This is a genomic window from Streptococcus sp. SCPM-O-B-23252 (M501) (assembly GCF_058200355.1).
In genome coordinates this window covers 1-19,028 of the sequence record NZ_JBYQGS010000001.1, presented here as the reverse complement: position 1 = coordinate 19,028, position 19,028 = coordinate 1, and the positions used below count along the sequence as shown (strand labels likewise).

Sequence of the window (19,028 nt, the reverse complement as noted above, 5' to 3'; positions counted from 1 at the left end):
CATATCTCTGCATGAGTAGCTTCCTAATCGAGTCGTTCTTCTAGTTCAAAATCAATTGGCAGGGTTGCTAAGAAATGCTCCAACTCCCGCTCCCAATAAAACCATTCATGTTTTCCTGGTCCATGGCTGTAGGTGATATCAAAACCGAGGTCCTTCAGATGATCAACAGCTGTATTGTTGGCCTCATACAGAGCATCCTGCTCGCCACACCACGCCCATAAGACCGTCTTTTTATCTGAGTACTTCTCCGCAATGCTCTCCAAGGAGTAAGGACTCGTCGTCCAATCTTCTAGCTCTCCAAAGACCCCTTGCCAATAAGCCTTACTGCCAAGGTCAGTGTCTGCCAGTTGACGTCCCTCAAAGCTAAGAGCACCAGAAAAGCTAGCAGCATGCGAGAAGCGATTGGTTTGAAGGGCGAGTTTGAAAGATCCATAGCCCCCCATCGATAGACCAGCGATAAAGGTCTTCTCCCGCTTCTTAGTCATATTGGGGAAGAAGCGTGCCAAGGTCTTAGGCAATTCCTCTGCGATGGCTGTGTAGTAGGGATAGCCATACTGGGTATCCGTATACCAACCATTATTGGTATTAGGCAAGACAACAATCAGATTGGTCGACCGTAAGATCCGTTCTACATTGGTCCGTTTCAACCAGGAGTACTGATTGCCATTCATCCCATGAAGGAGATAGAGGACCGGGATATCTTGATCATCTGGATTTTCCACCCGAGATCCATCTGGGTAGAGGACGTTGATCCCCCACTCCATTGCGAGCGCTTCTGAATAGTATTCAATCTGCATTACTGCCATCTATCTTTCCTCACTATTTCTTCTTTTCCTTGATAAGAAAAAGCCGACGATCGACTTTTCCTCTTATCTTAATCCTAGCGTACTTCCATGACGACTGGCAAGATAGCTGGTCGACGTTTGGTCTGGTCAAAGAGGTACTTGGCCAAACTATCACGAACAGCACCCTTGAGCTCGCCCCAATCGAAGCTGTCCTGGGCTAAGTATTCTTCCACACTTTGGTTGACAATCTCAGCACTTTCGCGCAAGATATCGCGACTCTTCTTCACATAGATAAAACCACGAGTGTGAACTTTTGCCTTCGAGATAATGCGTTTTTCACGACGGTTAACCGTAATGGCCACAATAAAGATACCATCTTCTGAAAGGACTTTCCGGTCACGGAGCACGACATTTCCAACATCCCCAATGGCATTCCCATCGATGAGGACATCTCCAGCAGAGACGCTACCTGCAGGAACGAAGTCACCATTGTCATATTCCATGATGGTGCCTTTTTTCGGAATGAAGATATTTTCAGGCAAAATCCCCACTTCCATCGCAAGCCGTGCATGGGCATCCAATTCGCGGTATTCCCCTTGAATTGGGAACAGATAGTTGGGGCGCAGGAGGTTGATCATCAATTGAAGATCACGCGCATTTCCATGTCCTGATACACGCAAGCTTTGAGTAATCGCTTTAACGACTCCGCCTGCTTGGTAGACCATGTTTTCTACCCGTGCCATAACCGCTTCTTTGGCAATAGATGGAGTTGTTACGATATAGACCAAGTCGCCATCCTTGATTTCAACATAGCGGTGACGACCAATGGACATTTTACGGAGTCCGTTGATTGGTTCACCCATCCGACCCGTTTCAAGAATAATCAATTCATGATCCTCAAAACGAGACATTTCTTTTGGCTTGATCAATATTTTTTCGTTGGCCAAAGACAGTTTATTTAAACGAATCCCTGTCCGGACAATATTTTCTACGTCAAATCCAGTCAAAACAACCCGGCGCCCTGTCTCTGCAGCTGCGTCAAAGACTTGCTGGATCCGTGATAGGTTACTTGCAACAGCGGCTACAATGATACGGCCATCCCAGTCAGCAATCGTATCTAGGATTTCATCCCCAACCTCTTGCTCACTAGCCACTTGAATCTTACTATCGGCATTGGCAGAGTCACTCAAGAGAGCGAGGACGCCTTCTTGTCCAATCTCTGCCAAACGAGCAAAGTCAGTCGCATAAAACTCACTCGCTGTCTGGTCAAACTTGAAGTCTCCTGTATAGACGATACTTCCTTCAGAAGTCTTGATGACAATTCCTAAACTTTCTGGAATAGAGTGGGTTGTCTGGAAGAAGGAAACAACGGTTCCTCCAAAATCAATCTCTGAGTTGGCATCGATTACATGGAAATCATTGAACTTCTTGACACTGTCATTGCTCTTGACAAAGAGTTTGGCCAACTCGATGGTCAACTCTGACCCAAATACGGGAACTTTAGCCTCCGCTAAAAGATAGGGAAGGGCTCCAATGGCATCCGCATGCCCGTGCGTTAAAAAGACTCCTGCGATACGATCGCTATTCTCAAAGAGGTAGTCCATGTTGGGAATAACGACATCGACCCCTAGTTGTTCATTTTCTGGATACTTGAGACCAGCATCCAAAACAAAAATAGAGCCATTTACTTCAGCTATGTAGAGGTTTTTCCCGTTTTCACGGACTCCACCTAAAGTAATCAACTTAATTTTACTCATGTTTTCTCCTTTATGTGATGGTTCATACTTACGGTCCTTGGCTCACCAAGTCGAATTACAGTTTTGCAATTTTCTTGCATATCTAGAACATTATACTATTTTTTCACGATTTTTTCAAAAGTCAGACCAAACAAAAGCCCTCCATCATCTGATGGAGGACCCTTTATTAAGACCAAAGACGATAGCCTAGATTGTCAACTTTGTCAAAAAGAGACCCTAGTCCGTATGATAGTCATTTTTCTTATTCTCAATCACCCGTATCGCCGCTTTGATCACATGAAATTCATTTAACAGTTCTTCTAGGTGGTGGTAATTCCGATCGCTGAGAGCCCCTTTCTTGAGGGTTTGGGACAAACTATAAAACCGATCAACATGCTCATCAATATTGGCTAGTAACTCTTTCGCCTCTTTCAAACGGTAGCGATTCAGGAGCTTGCTTTGGCTATGTTTATAGGCGAGCACATTCTCACGATGAATATCTTGACAGACTTCCTTCTGCTCTTCATCCACCGTCAAATTGACCGCTTGGAAGCAAGTAATAAATTCTCGCTTCTTCAGATCACACACAAAGACGACACCGTCCTCTGCTACATAGGCTTCCGTATCGGGCCGTTGATCAAAACTGCTATCAAAATGATGAAGCGAGGGCACATGTTGATTGACCCAGCGTTTCAACTGCTCTTTATCGACCCCAAATCGTTCCATTGCTCTTTCTTTAAAGTGATCTCGACAGCTATATTCATGTGCGTATGGCAATCCCACTGACCTCACCTCAACTTTCTAGCATGACAGACAAAAAGACCTCCAGTCTTACGGGACTAGAGGTCTGGTCTGCTTCACTGACAAGAGGCGATTAACCATTTAGGCTAACGAAAACAACAGTTATGATTTTCATTTCTTTTCATGGTACGTTTTCACATACCAGTGGTTTTCTTTGCAATTTCTCTTTCAGTTTTGTTACAAAGCACTCAGTTGAGCATACCGAAGTTCGAAAACCATCTAAAGCTTCCACTACTATTTACACGTATTTCAATGTCATTTAGTAAGTTAAGCAGACTTACTTGACGGCTCAACCGATTTAACATTTCCGGCGTTAAGGCTCTTTTCATAAAGAGCACGAACAAGTGTCAGCGAAGACAGACCTAAAACGAAGTAACCTAATGTATGAATCTATAAGGCATTGGTATCAACCCCTTCTCCCTTATCTTCACCTATAGTATACTCCTTTAATATTGGTATTGCAAGCGATTACACGCTGAAACTAGTTTCTAAATTTATTCAAAGAAACGGTAGTAATCAGACAGGTCCATCTTGGCCTTTTCCTCTTGGTTCAAGTCCTGGATAATCTTTCCATCCTTCATGACAATCAAGCGATTCCCGTACTTGAGCGCATCTTCCATGTGGTGGGTAATCATCAAGGCAGTCAGTCGATCCGTTTTGACAAATCGATCCGTCAGCTCCATCAAGGCCTGACTCGTCTTGGGATCGAGCGCAGCTGTATGCTCATCCAAGAGTAAGAGTTCAGGACGCTTCAGGGTAGCCATCAACAGGCTCAGAGCTTGACGTTGCCCACCAGATAAGAATTCTACCGCCGTATCGACATGCTTCTCTAAACCATTGCCAATCTGGCTTAAAACCTCTTTAAACTCGTCTTTGTACTGGGCAAGACGACGAGGAACCAAGCCCCGCTTTTCTCCTCGGAATTTTGCAATCAGGAGATTCTCAGCCACTGTCATACGAGGGGCTGTCCCCATCTTTGGATCTTGGAAGACCCGGGATAGGTATTTGGCCCGTTTTTCCGGACCATAGTGCGTCACGTCCTCCCCCTTGATCAAGACTTGACCACTGGTCAGCGGCAGGGTCCCAGCCAAGGTATTGAAAAGGGTTGACTTCCCAGCACCATTGCCCCCAAGAATGGTGATAAAGTCATGCTCATGAATCTCCAAAGAGACATTGTCCAAAATGACTTTTTCTTCATTCAAGCCATTGTTCACCACGATGGTGGCATTTTTTAATTCTACAATTGCGGTCATTTGCTGAGTTTGACTCCTTTCAGCAGTTTCTCTTTAAAGGTTGGAATCATGAGACAGATCGCCAAGATGATAGCACTAAAGATGCGAATGTAGCTGGTATTGACACCGATGGCAATCACAGCCCAAATCAAGAATTGATAAATGATTGATCCAATAACGATACTGAGCAAACGTTCTGCTAAGGTTAGTTTTGAGAAAAGGACCTCTCCGATAATCAAGCTAGCCAAACCAACAACGATGACCCCAATCCCTCGAGAAGCATCTGCATAGCCTTCTTGCTGGGCCATCAAGGCACCTGACAAGGCAATAATCCCATTAGAAACTACTAGCCCCATCAACTCCATCCGGCTGGTATGGATCCCAAAGCTTTTAGCCATCTCAGGATTGTCTCCTGTCGCAATATAGGCCTGCCCCAATTTAGTATCTAAAAAGAAGAGCATAGCGGCAATCACCAGGGTCACAAAGATGATCCCAATGATAATCTCGTTTACGCCACTCGCGATGGGAATCATATCTTGGATTTTTGAGTATCCGAGTAAACCCAGGTTGGCCCGTTGCATCACAAAGAGAATGACTGAGTTACAGGAAGTCATCACCAAAATCCCCGATAACAGCGTCGGAATCTTTCCTTTGGTATAAAGAAGACCTGTAGCCAATCCAGCCAAGCACCCCGCACCAATGGCCGCCAGGGTGGCTAATAAAGGGTGAACCCCTTTGGTAATCAGAGTTACCGCAACGGCTCCTCCTAATGGAAAGGAACCCTCTGTGGTCATATCTGGGAAATCCAAGATACGGAAGGTCATAAAGATCCCTAGCCCCAAAATAGCCCAGATCAAGCCTTGTGAAATAATCGAAATAAGCATATCTTTGTCCTAACTATTGTAAATATCCTCTATTGTATCATATTGCGAGACGTGATTTCAATGCTTTCAAGAAATAACAAAAAGGCCCCACTCCTTAGAGCGAGGCCTCCTTGTGGAAAACTAAAGTATTTACGAACCTAGTGTGATTCGTTGGTTTTTACCACTTGTTTAGTCTTCGTTTTTCTTGCGTCTTGCAAGACCAGCAAGTCCTACCAAACCAAGAGCAGCACCTAACAATGCAGCAGAAGCTGATTGTTCTTCACCTGTAGCAGGAAGTTGTGGTGTTACTGGTGGTGTTGGTGGTGTCACCGGTGGTGTTGGTGGTGTTACCGGCGGTGTTGGCGGTGTTACCGGTGGTGTTGGCGGTGTTACTGGTGGTGTTGGTGGTGTTACTGGTGGTTTCGGTGGAATTACCTTGTTGTTGAACTCAGTATCTTCCGGTAATTGAGAAGTTGTTGTTAAGACTTTGCCTTCTTTAGTAACTGTTACTGTTACTGTAGCTACCATCTTATCGTATTCAACTCCTGCGTCAGTACCTTTAACCTCTTCCACTGTGTAAGTGTGAGTTCCTTCTTCTCCACGTTTGAACTCTAATGCAGAGAACTTGATGTTTCCTGATGCATCGTTCTTAACTGTTTCAATAACTTTTCCATCTTTATCTTTAAGTACGAAGCTAAATTCACCTTCTTTTAGTTCACGTCCTTCAAGTTTCTTAGTGAAGTTAAATTCAACTTTAGTTGGGATGTTAACGACACGTTTTTCTGTTGGTTTTTCTGGTTTTTCAACAGATTTCTTAGTTGGATCGTATTGGTGAACAGTTTGTGAAGCAGTGTTTTCGATATCTACACCATCTTTAGCTGTTGCTTTGATAGTTGCAGGGATCTCAAACTTGTAGTAACGTCCGAATGCCAATTTAGCAGTGTCGATTACTGGAGTGTTTTCTGCGTCTCCAAGTGACTTAGTCAAGTCTGCCTTAGAAGTTGCAGTGATCACACCATTTTCAACCTTGATATCAAATTTAGCTGTCACATCTTCTCCTGTTACAGAGTCGTATGCTTTAATATCTGCTACGTTGACCTCTAAGTTTTCGCTGTCATATTTATCTGTTACACCTACAGATTGAATATTGTGAGCTTCAGTGAACTTAGTTGTATCCAACCATACTTGGTAGTATACTTTATCACCCTTCTTAAGTGTCTTCGTATTGATATTTTGAGCTTCATTATTATCAGCTTGATCAACATAAGGATTTGCATTCGTATCAGCAACCTTATCTGCCAATTCTTTATCATCATCCAGAAGTTTGTTGCCAGTGATATCGAATTTCTCTTCATTAAGAATGTATTTCTCTGGGTTGAATTCTGGAGTTTCTGGTGGAGTTACCTTGTTGTTAAACTCTTTATCTGCTGGTTCTGTTACGTCAGTAATGAGAGCTTTAGCTGTTCCGTCATGTTTAACTTCCACAGTTACTGTTGCCTTCATCGTATCGTATGCTACAGTTCCATCAGTACCCTTCACTTCTTCAACTGTGTAAGTATGAGTCCCTTCATGGCCCTTCTTGAATTCAAGAGCTGAGAACTTAACGTTACCAGATGCATCATTGCTTACAGTTTCAACAACTTCACCTGATGCGTTCTTAAGAACGAAGCTGAATTCGTTGGCTTGAAGTTCACGACCTTCCAACTTCTTAGTAAAGTTAAATTCAATTGAAACCGGTACGTTGTTGACACGTTTTTCAGTTGGTTTACTTGGTTTTTCAACTGTCTTAGAAGTTGGGTTGTAGTAGTTGACTACTTGAGCCGCAGTGTTTTCGATGTCTACTCCACCTGCAACATCTGCTTTAACAGTCGCTGGGATATCAAACTTGTAGTAACGTCCAAATTCGAATTTAGTTGTATCGATGATTTGAGTGTTGTCCGCATCGCCAAGTGACTTAGTGAAGCCAGCTTTAAGAGTTGCAGTGATCACTCCACCTTCAACTGTGATATCGAATTTAGCTGTTACGTCTGCTCCTGTTACTGAATCGTAAGCCTTGATAGCAGAAGCATCTACATCAACTTTTGTTTCATCAAAGTCATCAGTGATTCCTACAGTTTGAACGTTATCTTTGTTAGCTACGTCAAATTTAGTTGTATCCAACCATACTTGATAGTAAAGTTTTTGACCACGTTTAACAGTCTTGGTATTGATGTTTTGAGCTTCGTTGTTGTTAGCTTTATCTACATATGGATTTGTATTTGTTTCTCCATATTTATCAGTCAACTCAGCATCATCATCAAGAAGCTTGTTATCAGTGATTGAGAATTTCTCTTCATTCAAGACATATTTCTCTGGTTGGAAATTAGGTTCTTCTGGAGGAGTGACACGGTTGTTAAATTCTTTATCCGCAATTTCGCCTACAGTTGCGATCAGAACTTTAGCTGTTCCATCGTGTTTCACTGTAACTGTTACATTCGCTTTCATTGTGTCGTATGTAACGGTTGCGTCTGTGCCTTTAACTTCTTCTACTGTGTAGTTGTGAACGCCTTCTTGACCTTTCTTGAATTCAAGAGCTGAGAACTTAACGTTACCAGCTGCATCGTTCGTCACAGTTTCAAGAGTATTACCTTCTGAATCTTTAAGAACGAAGCTGAATTCGTTAGCTTGAAGTTCACGTCCTTCCAACTTCTTAGTAAAGTTGAACTCAATTGAAACCGGTACGTTGTTGACACGTTTTTCAGTTGGTTTGCTTGGTTTTTCAACCTTCTTAGTTGTTGGGTTGTAGTAGTTAACGACTTGAGCTGCAGTATTTTCGATATCTGCACCAGCTTTAACAGATTCTTTCACTGTTGTTGGGATGTCGAACTTGTAGTAACGTCCAAAGGCAAACTTAGTTGTATCGATGATTTGAGTGTTTTCTGCATCGCCAAGTGACTTCGTGAAGCCAGCTTTAAGGGTTGCAGTGATCACACCATTGTTCACAGCGATATCGAATTTAGCAGTGACATCATCGCCTGTTACTGAATCGTAAGCTTTGATCTTAGTTTCGTCAAGGTTCAGCTTAGTTTCATCGTAATCATCTGAGATTCCTACTGATTGGATGTTTTCTTTGTTTGTTTCAGAGAATTTAGTTGTATCCAACCATACTTGGTAAACCAACTTGTCGCCACGTTTAACAGTCTTCGTATTCAAGTTTTGTTTTTCGTTGTTTGATGCATCGTCCGCGTATGGGTTGGTATTGGTATCTGCGTACTTGTCTGCCAATTCTTTGTCATCATCAACGAGCTTGTCGCCTGTGATATCGTATTTCTCTTCAGAAACAACGTATTTCTCTGGTTGGAACTTAGGTTCTTCTGGTGGAGTTACACGGTTGTTAAATTCTTTATCAGCGATATCACCAACAGTCGCAATCAGAACTTTCGCTGTTCCATCGCGCTTCACTGTGACTTTCACTGCAGCCTTCATCGTATCGTATGTAACAGTTACGTCGCTTCCTTTAACTTCTTCTACTGTGTAGTTGTGAACGCCTTCTTCACCCTTCTTGAATTCAAGTTTAGAGAACTTAACGTTACCTGCTGCATCGTTGCTTACAGTTTCAACAACTTTACCTGTTGAATCTTTAAGAACGAAGTTGAATTCGTTAGCTTTAAGCTCACGGCCTTCCAAACGTTTAGTGAAGTTGAACTCTACTTGTACTGGTACGCTGTTGACACGTTTTTGAGTAGGTTTGTTTGGAGTTTCAACTTTCTTAGTTGTTGGGTTGTAGTAGTTAACTACTTGAGCCGCTGTATTTTCGATATCTACACCAGCCGCTACATCAGCTTTCACTGTTGTTGGGATGTCGAACTTGTAGTAACGTCCAAATGCGAACTTAGTTGTGTCAATAACTTGAGTGTTATCCGCATCGCCAAGTGACTTCGTGAAGCCAGCTTTAAGGGTTGCAGTGATCACACCGTTATTAACTGTAATATCGAATTTATCTGTTACATCATCACCTGTTACTGAATCGTAAGCTTTGATCTTAGTAGAATCAAGATCCAACTTAGTCTCATCGTAGTCATCTGAGATTCCTACTGATTGGATGTTGTCCTTGTTAGCTGCGTCGAATTTAGTTGTATCCAACCATACTTGGTAAACCAACTTGTCGCCACGTTTAACAGTCTTAGTATTCAAGTTTTCTGCTTCGTTGTTTGATGCATCGTCCGCGTATGGGTTGGTATTGGTATCTGCGTACTTGTTTGCCAACTCTTTATCATCATCAACGAGTTTGTCGCCTGTGATATCGTATTTCTCTTCAGAAACAACGTATTTCTCTGGTTGGAATTTAGGTTCTTCTGGAGGAGTTACCACGTTGTTGAACTCTTTGTCTTCAGCGTCTGTTACGTTTGTAACTAATGCTTTAGCTGTTCCATCATGAGATACCACAACTTTAACAGTAGCTACCATTGTATCGTATGTAACAGTTGCGTCTGTTCCAACAACTTCTTCAACAGTATAGTTGTAAGTTCCTTCATCACCCTTCTTAAATGTAAGAGCTGAGAATTTAACTTTTCCGTCAACATCATTCTTCACAGTTTGAAGTTCTTTACCTGTCGAATCTTTAAGCACGAAGCTGAATTCTTGATCTTTCAACTCACGTCCTTCCAACTTCTTAGTAAAGTTGAATTCTACTGAAAGTGGTACGTTGTTGACACGTTTTTGAGTTGGTTTTTCTGGTTTTTCAACTTTCTTAGTTGTTGGGTTGTAGTAGTTGACCACTTGAGCCGCAGTATTTTCGATATCTACACCAGCTGCAACTGATTGTTTAACTGTTGTTGGGATGTCAAACTTGTAGTAACGTCCAAAAGCAAACTTAGTTGTGTCAATGATTTGAGTGTTTTCTGCGTCGCCAAGTGACTTGGTGAAGCCAGCTTTAAGGGTTGCAGTAATCACACCATTGTTCACAGCGATATCAAATTTAGCTGTTACATCATCGCCTGTTACTGAGTCGTAAGCTTTAATCTTAGTAGCATCAAGTTCTAATTTCGCTTCATCGTAGTCATCTGAGATTCCTACAGATTGGATGTTCTCTTTGTTAGTTTCAGAGAATTTAGTTGTATCCAACCATACTTGGTAAACCAACTTATCACCGCGTTTAACAGTCTTGGTATTGATGTTTTCTGCTTCATTGTTGGTATCTTTATCAACATATGGATCAGTGTTTGTTTCAGTGTATTTGTTTGTTAATTCGCTATCATCATCCAACAACTTGTTGTCTGTAATAGAAAATTTCTCTGCATTCAAGACATATTTTTCTGGTTGGAACTTAGGTTCTGTTGGAGGTGTTACTGTGTTGTTGAACTCTTTATCAGCTGGTTCAGTTACGTTAGCAACCAATGCTTTAGCTGTACCGTCATGAGATACTGTTACAGTAACTTCTGCCTTCATTGTATCGTAAGTGACAGTTGCGTCTGCACCTTTAACCTCTTCAACAGTATATTTGTGAGCTCCTTCTTCACCTTTTTTGAATTTCAATGCTGAGAACTTAACGTTTCCTGCTGCATCATTCTTAACCGTTTGAATTTCTTTACCTGTTGAATCTTTCAGTACGAAGCTGAACTCGTTCGCTTTAAGCCCACGACCTTCCAAACGTTTCGTGAAGTTGAATTCTACAGTGATTGGCACACTGTTCACACGTTTTTGAGTTGGTTTTTCTGGAGTTTCTACAGATTTGCTTACTGGGTTGTAAACGTGAACGATCTGATTGGCTTTGTTTTCGATGTCTGCCCCACCAGGAACATCAGCTTTAACAGTTGCTGGAATATCAAATTTGTAGTAGCGACCAAATGCAAATTTAGTTGTATCGATAACTTGAGTGTTAGCAGTATCACCTAAAGATTTGTTCATAGAAGCTTTAGATGTGGCTGTAATGACTCCGTTAGCTACTGTAATATCAAATTTAGATGTTACATCTTCACCAGTTACGCTGTCATAAGCCTTGATGTCAGTAGCGTTAACCGTCAATTTATCTGCATCGTATGTATCAGAAATACCTACAGATTGGATATTGTTCTTGTCAGTGAAATTCTTAGTATCCAACCACACTTGGTAAACTAATTTATCACCACGTTCAACAGTTTTCGTATTAATGTTTTCTGCTTCATTGTTGTTTGTATCATCAACATATGGGTTAGCATTTGTTTCTGTATACTCATCTGTCAACTCATGATCGTCGTCAACGAGTTTTGTACCAGTGATGTCATACTTTTCTTTGTTAAGGACGAATTTTTCTGGTTGGAATACAGGCGTTTCTGGAGGAGTAATCTTGTTGTTGAACTCTTTATCCGCTGTTCCATCAGTAGCGTTACCGTTCTCATCTACCCCACCTGTTGATGTTACGTTGGTTACAGTTGTCAGAGTATGACCATTCTTAGCAACTTCAATAGTAATCGTAGCTTTCATAGTGTCATATACCATTCCAGCTTCTTTCGCTGCAGGGATCACTTCTTCTACAGTATAAGTGTGAGTACCAACTTTAGAGTTGTCGAATGATAATTCTGTAAATGTTACAGTTCCGTCTGCTTTGTTCGTTACTGTTTCAACTTCTTGTCCGTTTGCATCTTTAAGAACGAATTTGAATTCGCCGTCTTTAAGCTCACGTCCAGCTAATTTCTTAGTAAAGTCGAATTTAGTCTTAACTGGTGCTACAACATAGTTGTTGAAGACCTTATCATCAGCACTTGATTTGAATCCACCTTCAGCACTGTATTTAACTGCAGCTTGTAATTCACCTTGAGCATTCTCCGTTACAGTAACTGTCATCGTAACAGTCATTGCATCGTAATCAACGTTTGCATCTGAACCTGGAATTTCAGTGATTGTGTAAGTATGTACACCTGGTTTGTTAAATGTTAATTTGCTGAATGTAGCTTTACCGTCTGCTTTGTTCGTTACAGTTTCTTCATATGAAGGAAGTGACTTATTTGGTTGTACTTCTTTGAGTTTGAATGTAAACTCACCGTTTGCTAATACACGTCCTTCCAATTGTTTTTCAACTTCTGGAGTTACTTCAGCTGGCTCTTGTTTGACATAGTAGTAGACCGGTTGTTTATACGGTGTCAAAGTGTTAAGCAAGTCAACGTTTGTACCGATACCACCAACTCCACGTTCTAATTGTGCGTTAGCTGAACCGTGTCCAATCCCGTCTCCTAAGAATGGTACGAATACTGATTTATATGGCGTATATCCTGAAGCTTTTTGGAAATCGAATGTAACTTCTCTACCGTTAGGATAGTTTGTTTTGGCTCCAGTTCTTGGATCAGTTACTGTATGTGCAATAGTGTTAAGAGGTGATTTCTTAACAACTAATTCTTGTGTATTATGTTCACCTGGTTTAATAGGTTTCGTTTCTGCAAGCAACATATAGCCATCAGTACTTAATGAACCATCAGAACGCTTGCTTTGTTGTCTTGGATCTAATAAGTAAACACGAATAACTACTGAACCGTCTTCTCCAACAACTTCTTTGATACGTTTGATACCGTATCGGTCCGCATCCATGAATTTAGAACCGATAGTATAAGGACGATTTACAAAGCCTGATTGATCATTTGCATTAGCTCTTTGATACAATTTATATCCATCAAATTGGCGCTCACCAGATGCTGTGAATCTTTGTCCTTCTTCAGCTTTAAGTGTATATCTAGCTAAGTCTACTTCATTACCATTTTCTTTATAATCTTGAACAGTTTTATCCGTTTTATTAGCGTTGAAAGTAGGGTTATTTTTATCAACTACTTTATAGTAAGTTGTTTTATTAATTGTTTCTGGTATTTTAGCGTTTGAATCAGTAATTGTACGGCCATTGTAAGCTGGTTCAACAACGTTTAGAACATCTGTTGTAGTACGAGCATTATAAACCGCATTATAAAGTGTTTGCTCCGCAGGTGTCAATTGGTGTCCAGCAGCCACTAAATCTGTTATACTCTTTCCAACTTCATAACCATTTTGAATAAATGGTTGAGTAGTTTTACCTTTTTCAGCAGTACCTGCTTTATAATCCACTTGGAAGGTTAATTGACTATTAGACGCAGCTGTGGTAGTAGTGAATTTTTGAACACCACTAGAGGAAGTAATTGTTCTTGTTTCAACTACAGTACCAGTCGTTTTATCGATTAAATCAACAGTTGTATCTGTAGATTCATCAAATCTCTTATAGGCACGAGCATAGTATTTTGTACCATAACGTTCATTGAATCTAGTTAAATCCCAGATAGCGTATGTGTACCAATCTCCTTCTTTAGCTGAGTAACCAGCTGGTACCGTTTGAGATCTTACAGTTGCACCGTTAGCATCTTTAATTTCTGGAGTTACTTTTTCCCCATCTTTTAAGTAAGTACTTACGGCTACTGGGTTAGAGTTGTGGTCTCCAGATACAGCTTCGTTAGTAGTAGCACGACGACTACGTACTTTTGGTTTGTTTGATTCGTCTGTAGCTGGTTTAGCTTCAGCTACTGGTGTAGCTTCAGTTGCTTTTTCTTCTTTTTTAGTTTCTCCTTCAGCAACTTCTGGTTTTGCTTCTTCCTTATTGGCCTCTGGTTTAGCAACTTCTTCTGTAGATGGTTTTGCTTCCTCAGTTTTTTCTGCAGTTGCTGCTGATGTAGCTTCAGCTGCTTTTTCTTCAGCAACTGGAGCGCTCACAGCAGTATCTTTAGGGGCCTCTGCTCCTTCAGCGTTGGTACTTGCTGGAGCTGGCTGAGATTCTTCAGCTTGGGGACTTGATACTGCGACCACTTCACGTGGTTGAGAAGTAGAAACAGCTTCATCCGCAGCTACTGACGGCGCTCCGACAGCAAAAAGTGCTGTCCCTAATAATACAGAACAAACACCAATGCTATATTTTCTTAAAGAAAAGCGCTGGCGCCTATTAAACAATTCCTTCATTTGTTGTATCTCCTTTTTCATATTAATTTTTTCTTTGATACATATTGAATAGTAACAAAGAAGTAGCGTTTCGTCAACAAATTATAGAATTTTGGCTATTTTAACTATTTTTTTTACATAATCTTAGTCATATTGCAATTGTTTTCACAAAATTGTCACTTTATTTCCCACTTGGTACGATTTTTTACTATCTTCGAATGTGGTGGATCTCCTTTTATTGATGATGGAACTTTCGGCTATCAAGTTAAGGCATTTAGCCCTTTTCAGTATGCTTCTACATCACTTATTTTCCTTTCCTTTTTGACAAGTGCATTCCACTCAAAAGAAAAAAGTTGAGAATACATCTCAACTTTTTTATAGGATATTAGACCTACATACTTAGACCGTCTCTTTCGAACGTTTCATGATAATCACTAAGGATGCAATTGAAACGATTGATAATAAGCTACCAAGGATAAATCCTTTTTTCTTAAAGACGAACTCAATCTTATGCTTCCCTTTTGTGATTGGGAAGGATAAGAAAGCATTCCAAGATTTTTCAGTTTGGACAAATTTCCCATCTACTTTGACCTTCCATCCGTCACTATATGGGATTGAAGTCATCATAAATTTACTATCATCCGTAATATTTACATTACCGACAATATGGGTATTTGAAAACTTGGTTACTTCTAAACCTTGTTTCTTACGATTATCTAATACTTTTTGAATTTGATCAAGATCTGCACGATAGACCCCTGCATGACTCATATCAATTTTATCAGTTCTAAATCGAAACTCAATTACAGTTTCTTGATTTTCAGTATTATCAGTTAGTTGCCAAAGTTGTCTTTGAGTAAATGTTTTATTATTAGGCAACCATTTCCCTTTCACTAAAACTGAGTAATCTTGTTTTGGAATCAACCCCGCTGGTGTGAAGAAGTAATAAGTATAGTTTGAACGTGGCACTAGCTTATATCGAATGATGGCCTCTTTAGAAGAATCTGCTCTTTTATAGATTGCCTCACCAGTATTCTTATCCACTTTTTCTTCAATGACATTCTCCGTTTCAATGGCACTAAAAGCTAACGGTTTAAAGTAGTCATAATAATCACTCGTTTTCTTTTGATGCCCTTCCATTGAGTTCAAAATAATATTTTGGTTTGCGATAGCATTGTTCACTCCAAATTTTATATTTTTAACCAGAGCATTTGTTCCATATCCAAGAGGGAATGAATTTGGGTTCTTATAGACAAGGAATCGCTTGTCTTCATATACTTTTTCTGTATAATAGCGCTCCAAATCGAAACGATTTGTAAAACGATGGAAGTACATCTTTTCTGGATTTGCTTCTATTTCTTTTGGATCAAAATCTTTCACCGTCATATAATAACGAACCCCATACAAGGCATCTGTTAGCGGTGTCCCATTTGTATATTCGGTAGCAGCATTGACACCTAGGTCCCCCATTAAAGCAAAGTGATCCATGGTGCTTCTTTCCAAACTCGAACTAAAGGTACTTAAGCCAGGATAAGATACTAGAGAAGGTACCGTCCGTGAATATGCGAAAGTCGTTGCAATCCGATAAAATTCTTCGTCTGCATTTTCTTGAATATTATCTGTCATGCGTTTCACTGAAACAGCTGCATCTGAAAATTTATTGACGTCGTCATAACCCAGAGTAACCTGAGACAAATAAGCATTATATCCGAATTCAAAGATACTCAAAGCTGACACGACGACAACTGAAAGACGTGACAGTTTAGAATTTATTAGAAGCAATAGAAGCAGATAGATTATCGCTGTAAGACTTAATTGTGAGAATAGATAGCCTTGTTTCAACAAAAATCCTGCAATCACTAAGAAAAGAGTAGTAACTCCGATTCGAAGGATTTTCTCTCGTTGATTGCTCTTTGATTTTTCCCAGTAGGTATAGAAACCAAAGCAAGCAACAGCCACAAGGCCTAGTAGGTGGAGAATTGAGTATCTTGAGAAATAGGATGTTACTGCTTTTGGTTGAATTTTCGAAATAAAGGTATAGCTATTTGAATGGATGTAGATAACAGCTAGAAGCAAACTAAGTGTAATGACTAGATTAGTTAGCTTAGAGATAACTACTTTCTCTTTCATTACTTGGTAAGCCAATACCAACATGAAGAATGAGAATAACCAAGAAAAACGGAAAAAGAAACCGGCAGGGTTTTGCCCCATATGCCAAATCTTACTTACAAACTCATTGACGAATGATGTCAAGAATATAAGAGTAACAATCCCAGCAGCCCATTTCTTAACTTTTGAAACATTCTTAGAGAGAAAGTAGAGAACAAAGCCAAGAAAACCAAACGCTCCAATATAGATATTTGGTAAGTTTGGTCCTGCAGACCAACCAGAGGTCGTATCAAAGCCACCAATCACCATCTTAGCAAGAATATCCAGTGGATTAATCTGGAAGGCCAAGGAGAAGGTCATTCCTCCACCAACTTGACCTTTACTTTCTACCAAATTGAAGAATACAGGAAGGATTAGGATTGCTGCTGTCCCAATCCCAATAATAGAATAAATGACAGCCTGTAACAACGGTTCAATAAAGTTTTTGATCTTCGCTTTAAGATCTCCATCAATCATCAATCTAGGAGATACATAGAAGCAAGCATACAGAGCAACAAAGATCGAAATCATGTAACCCATGTAAAATTGAAGTAGGACGGTCAGCCCCAATGCAAAAGAATAACGATAAGGGGCTCCACCATCTAATAATTCTTCCAAGTAAACAATGACAATCGGCAACATAATCATAGCATCATAAAAAATGACGTTCATTTGATAAGAAACCAACATTCCTGAAAGGGCATATGCTGTTGAAAAGAGCGGTACTAACCATTTTCTTTTCTCTAATCCTTTATAGCGCTTGATAAGAAGAAAGGCGAAGGCTATTCCTATTGCGCCATAACGGAGCCAAATTGTCAAAAATACTGCAAAACCGAAATGCTTAAGTGGTGTCAAAATATAAATGATATTGAAGGGACTCATTAAATAATATCCGAGGACCCCAATCATATCTCCACCAAGGGACTTAGTGAACGAATAACTCAGACTAGAAAGATCCCCAGTGAGAACCGCATTTTTTAATAAACCAAAGAAACTGATGTATTGTTGACCAAAGTCAACTGCCATCAAACTTTTGGTCCCAAAAGGATATGATCCCATAAAGGCCCAAACAACAAGCATAATTGTCATCGGGAGTAAAGCGCTAAAAGCATATAGAAACCTCTTGGGATTCTTTTTCCAAAGCTCTTGCAAGCGCATGAACCAAACTAACATTTTTATCTCCTATACATCTTAACCTATCTTATTCTCATTGGCTTGTTCAATATTGGTATCTTCAATAATGAAATGAGGACGGCGCTTCACCTCGTAATAAATTTTTCCAATGTATTCCCCAAGAATACCGATAAATATTAACTGAACACCACTAAATAGAATGATCGCAGCTATGGTTGTAAAATAGCCACTCACATAATTCCCTTGCGCGAACATGTACTTCATCATTTCAAAAGCAAGATACAAAATAGCAAGTCCCAAACAGATAAACCCAAACTGAATACAAACACGAAGAGGACGATCATTAAATGAAATAATCCCTTGAATGGCATAGTTCATTGATTTTTTAAAACCAAACTTACTCTTTCCAGCTTTACGGATTTCGTTTTTATAAGGAATCACCTTCTCTTTGAAGCCAATCCACTCATACAAGCCCTTATTGAAACGATTGTATTCTGGCATAGATACAAACGCATCAATTGCTTTACGACTAAGGAGTCTCAACTCGGATTTACCATCCGTCAGTTTAACATCCATCGACCGGTTGGACAAGAAATAGAACATACGAGCAAAGGTACTGCCGATAAAGGACTCCCCTTCTCGAGTTCGTTGCCCACTGACGATATCATAGCCTTCATTATAGGCTTCTAAAAAGAGGGGGATCAGATAAGGTGGATGTTGTAAATCTCCATCCATTACCATTACCGCATCACCGCTTGCATATTTGAAGCCTGCTAAAATACCGCTCTCACGACCAAAATTACGACTAAATCGAATATATTTTACATGAGGGTTCTCTTCCGCAATGGCTGTAATGAGTTCAAATGTTTTATCACTACTTCCATCATCGACATAGAGAATTTCATAGTCAGTAAGTTCTTTCCCAAACATCTGCTCTAGCTGACTCGAAATAGCAGCATGCGTTTGAGACAGGACCAACTCCTCATTCAGTAATGTAATGAGTATCGATAGTTTCATCTCTATTCTCCATCTACTCTATTTCCAAAAAAGAGAGAGCTTTCGCTCTCTCCTTTATACGGAAACTCTTTTTCTATTATTTAGACATTTTACGTTTCATTACAATCGCACCTGATAGGACAAGTACTCCTGTGAATACTAGGCCAGTTGCTACGACTTCACCAGTATTTGGAAGGACTTTGCGTCCACCACCGTTACCATCTGCATTTCCGCCAGGGTTTCCTGGTGTTGGAGTTGTTGACTCTGGTGTTGTGGTTGGCTTTGGAGTTTTCTTCTCTGGTGTTGTAGTTTCTTCACTTGATGAAGTAGTTGTTGTAGTTGCTTCACTTGATGAAGTAGTTGTTGTAGTTGCTTCACTTGATGAAGTAGTTGTTGTAGTTGCTTCTTCGCTTGATGAAGTGGTTGTTGTAG

Annotated in this window: 9 protein-coding genes; all 9 read right to left on the bottom strand. The window is 40.3% G+C overall.

The genetic code is table 11. The annotated features are described in order from the left end of the window. Nucleotides 1-23 precede the first annotated feature (23 nt). Entirely contained in the window at nucleotides 24-806 is a 783-nt protein-coding gene (locus tag AC3E6G_RS00045; protein ID WP_048690889.1) for an alpha/beta hydrolase, read from the bottom strand. A gap of 74 nt (nucleotides 807-880) precedes the next feature. Further along, nucleotides 881-2,542: a ribonuclease J gene (locus AC3E6G_RS00040; protein WP_195612498.1), complete on the bottom strand. Its 1,662-nt coding sequence runs from the start codon at nucleotides 2,540-2,542 to the stop codon at nucleotides 881-883. A gap of 216 nt (nucleotides 2,543-2,758) precedes the next feature. Next, nucleotides 2,759-3,247, bottom strand: a complete 489-nt coding sequence (locus AC3E6G_RS00035; protein WP_061564443.1) for a hypothetical protein — start codon at nucleotides 3,245-3,247, stop codon at nucleotides 2,759-2,761. 569 nt (nucleotides 3,248-3,816) lie between these two features. Continuing rightward, nucleotides 3,817-4,575 (bottom strand): ABC transporter ATP-binding protein, encoded by a 759-nt coding sequence (locus tag AC3E6G_RS00030; protein WP_048690895.1) that lies wholly within the window; start codon nucleotides 4,573-4,575, stop codon nucleotides 3,817-3,819. Then, nucleotides 4,572-5,438 carry an ABC transporter permease gene (locus AC3E6G_RS00025; RefSeq protein ID WP_006595484.1) on the bottom strand — a complete coding sequence of 289 codons (867 nt, stop codon included), beginning with the start codon at nucleotides 5,436-5,438 and terminating at the stop codon, nucleotides 4,572-4,574. Before AC3E6G_RS00025 ends, AC3E6G_RS00030 begins: the two co-directional genes overlap by 4 nt. A gap of 168 nt (nucleotides 5,439-5,606) precedes the next feature. Then, nucleotides 5,607-14,339: an SspB-related isopeptide-forming adhesin gene (locus AC3E6G_RS00020; protein ID WP_490700223.1), complete on the bottom strand. Its 8,733-nt coding sequence runs from the start codon at nucleotides 14,337-14,339 to the stop codon at nucleotides 5,607-5,609. A 378-nt stretch (nucleotides 14,340-14,717) separates the two neighbouring features. Next, the gene (pgfM1, locus tag AC3E6G_RS00015; RefSeq protein ID WP_490700222.1) at nucleotides 14,718-17,639 is read right to left on the bottom strand and encodes a glycosyltransferase PgfM1; all 2,922 of its coding nucleotides are present in this window, start codon (nucleotides 17,637-17,639) and stop codon (nucleotides 14,718-14,720) included. A gap of 18 nt (nucleotides 17,640-17,657) precedes the next feature. Further along, the gene (gene pgfS, locus AC3E6G_RS00010; RefSeq protein ID WP_195610952.1) at nucleotides 17,658-18,617 is read right to left on the bottom strand and encodes a glycosyltransferase PgfS; all 960 of its coding nucleotides are present in this window, start codon (nucleotides 18,615-18,617) and stop codon (nucleotides 17,658-17,660) included. Nucleotides 18,618-18,693: 76 nt separating this feature from the next. Continuing rightward, the coding region (locus tag AC3E6G_RS00005) for an LPXTG cell wall anchor domain-containing protein (RefSeq protein ID WP_490700221.1) at nucleotides 18,694-19,028 on the bottom strand (335 nt) is incomplete at its 5' end.

Coding starts and splice junctions, on each gene's coding strand:
- AC3E6G_RS00045 (WP_048690889.1), bottom strand. CDS start 806: ATGGCAGTAATGCAGATTGAATACTATTCAGAAGCGCTCGCAATGGAG.
- AC3E6G_RS00040 (WP_195612498.1), bottom strand. CDS start 2,542: ATGAGTAAAATTAAGTTGATTACTTTAGGTGGAGTCCGTGAAAACGGG.
- AC3E6G_RS00035 (WP_061564443.1), bottom strand. CDS start 3,247: ATGGAACGATTTGGGGTCGATAAAGAGCAGTTGAAACGCTGGGTCAAT.
- AC3E6G_RS00030 (WP_048690895.1), bottom strand. CDS start 4,575: ATGACCGCAATTGTAGAATTAAAAAATGCCACCATCGTGGTGAACAAT.
- AC3E6G_RS00025 (WP_006595484.1), bottom strand. CDS start 5,438: ATGCTTATTTCGATTATTTCACAAGGCTTGATCTGGGCTATTTTGGGG.
- AC3E6G_RS00020 (WP_490700223.1), bottom strand. CDS start 14,339: ATGAAGGAATTGTTTAATAGGCGCCAGCGCTTTTCTTTAAGAAAATAT.
- pgfM1 (WP_490700222.1), bottom strand. CDS start 17,639: ATGTTAGTTTGGTTCATGCGCTTGCAAGAGCTTTGGAAAAAGAATCCC.
- pgfS (WP_195610952.1), bottom strand. CDS start 18,617: ATGAAACTATCGATACTCATTACATTACTGAATGAGGAGTTGGTCCTG.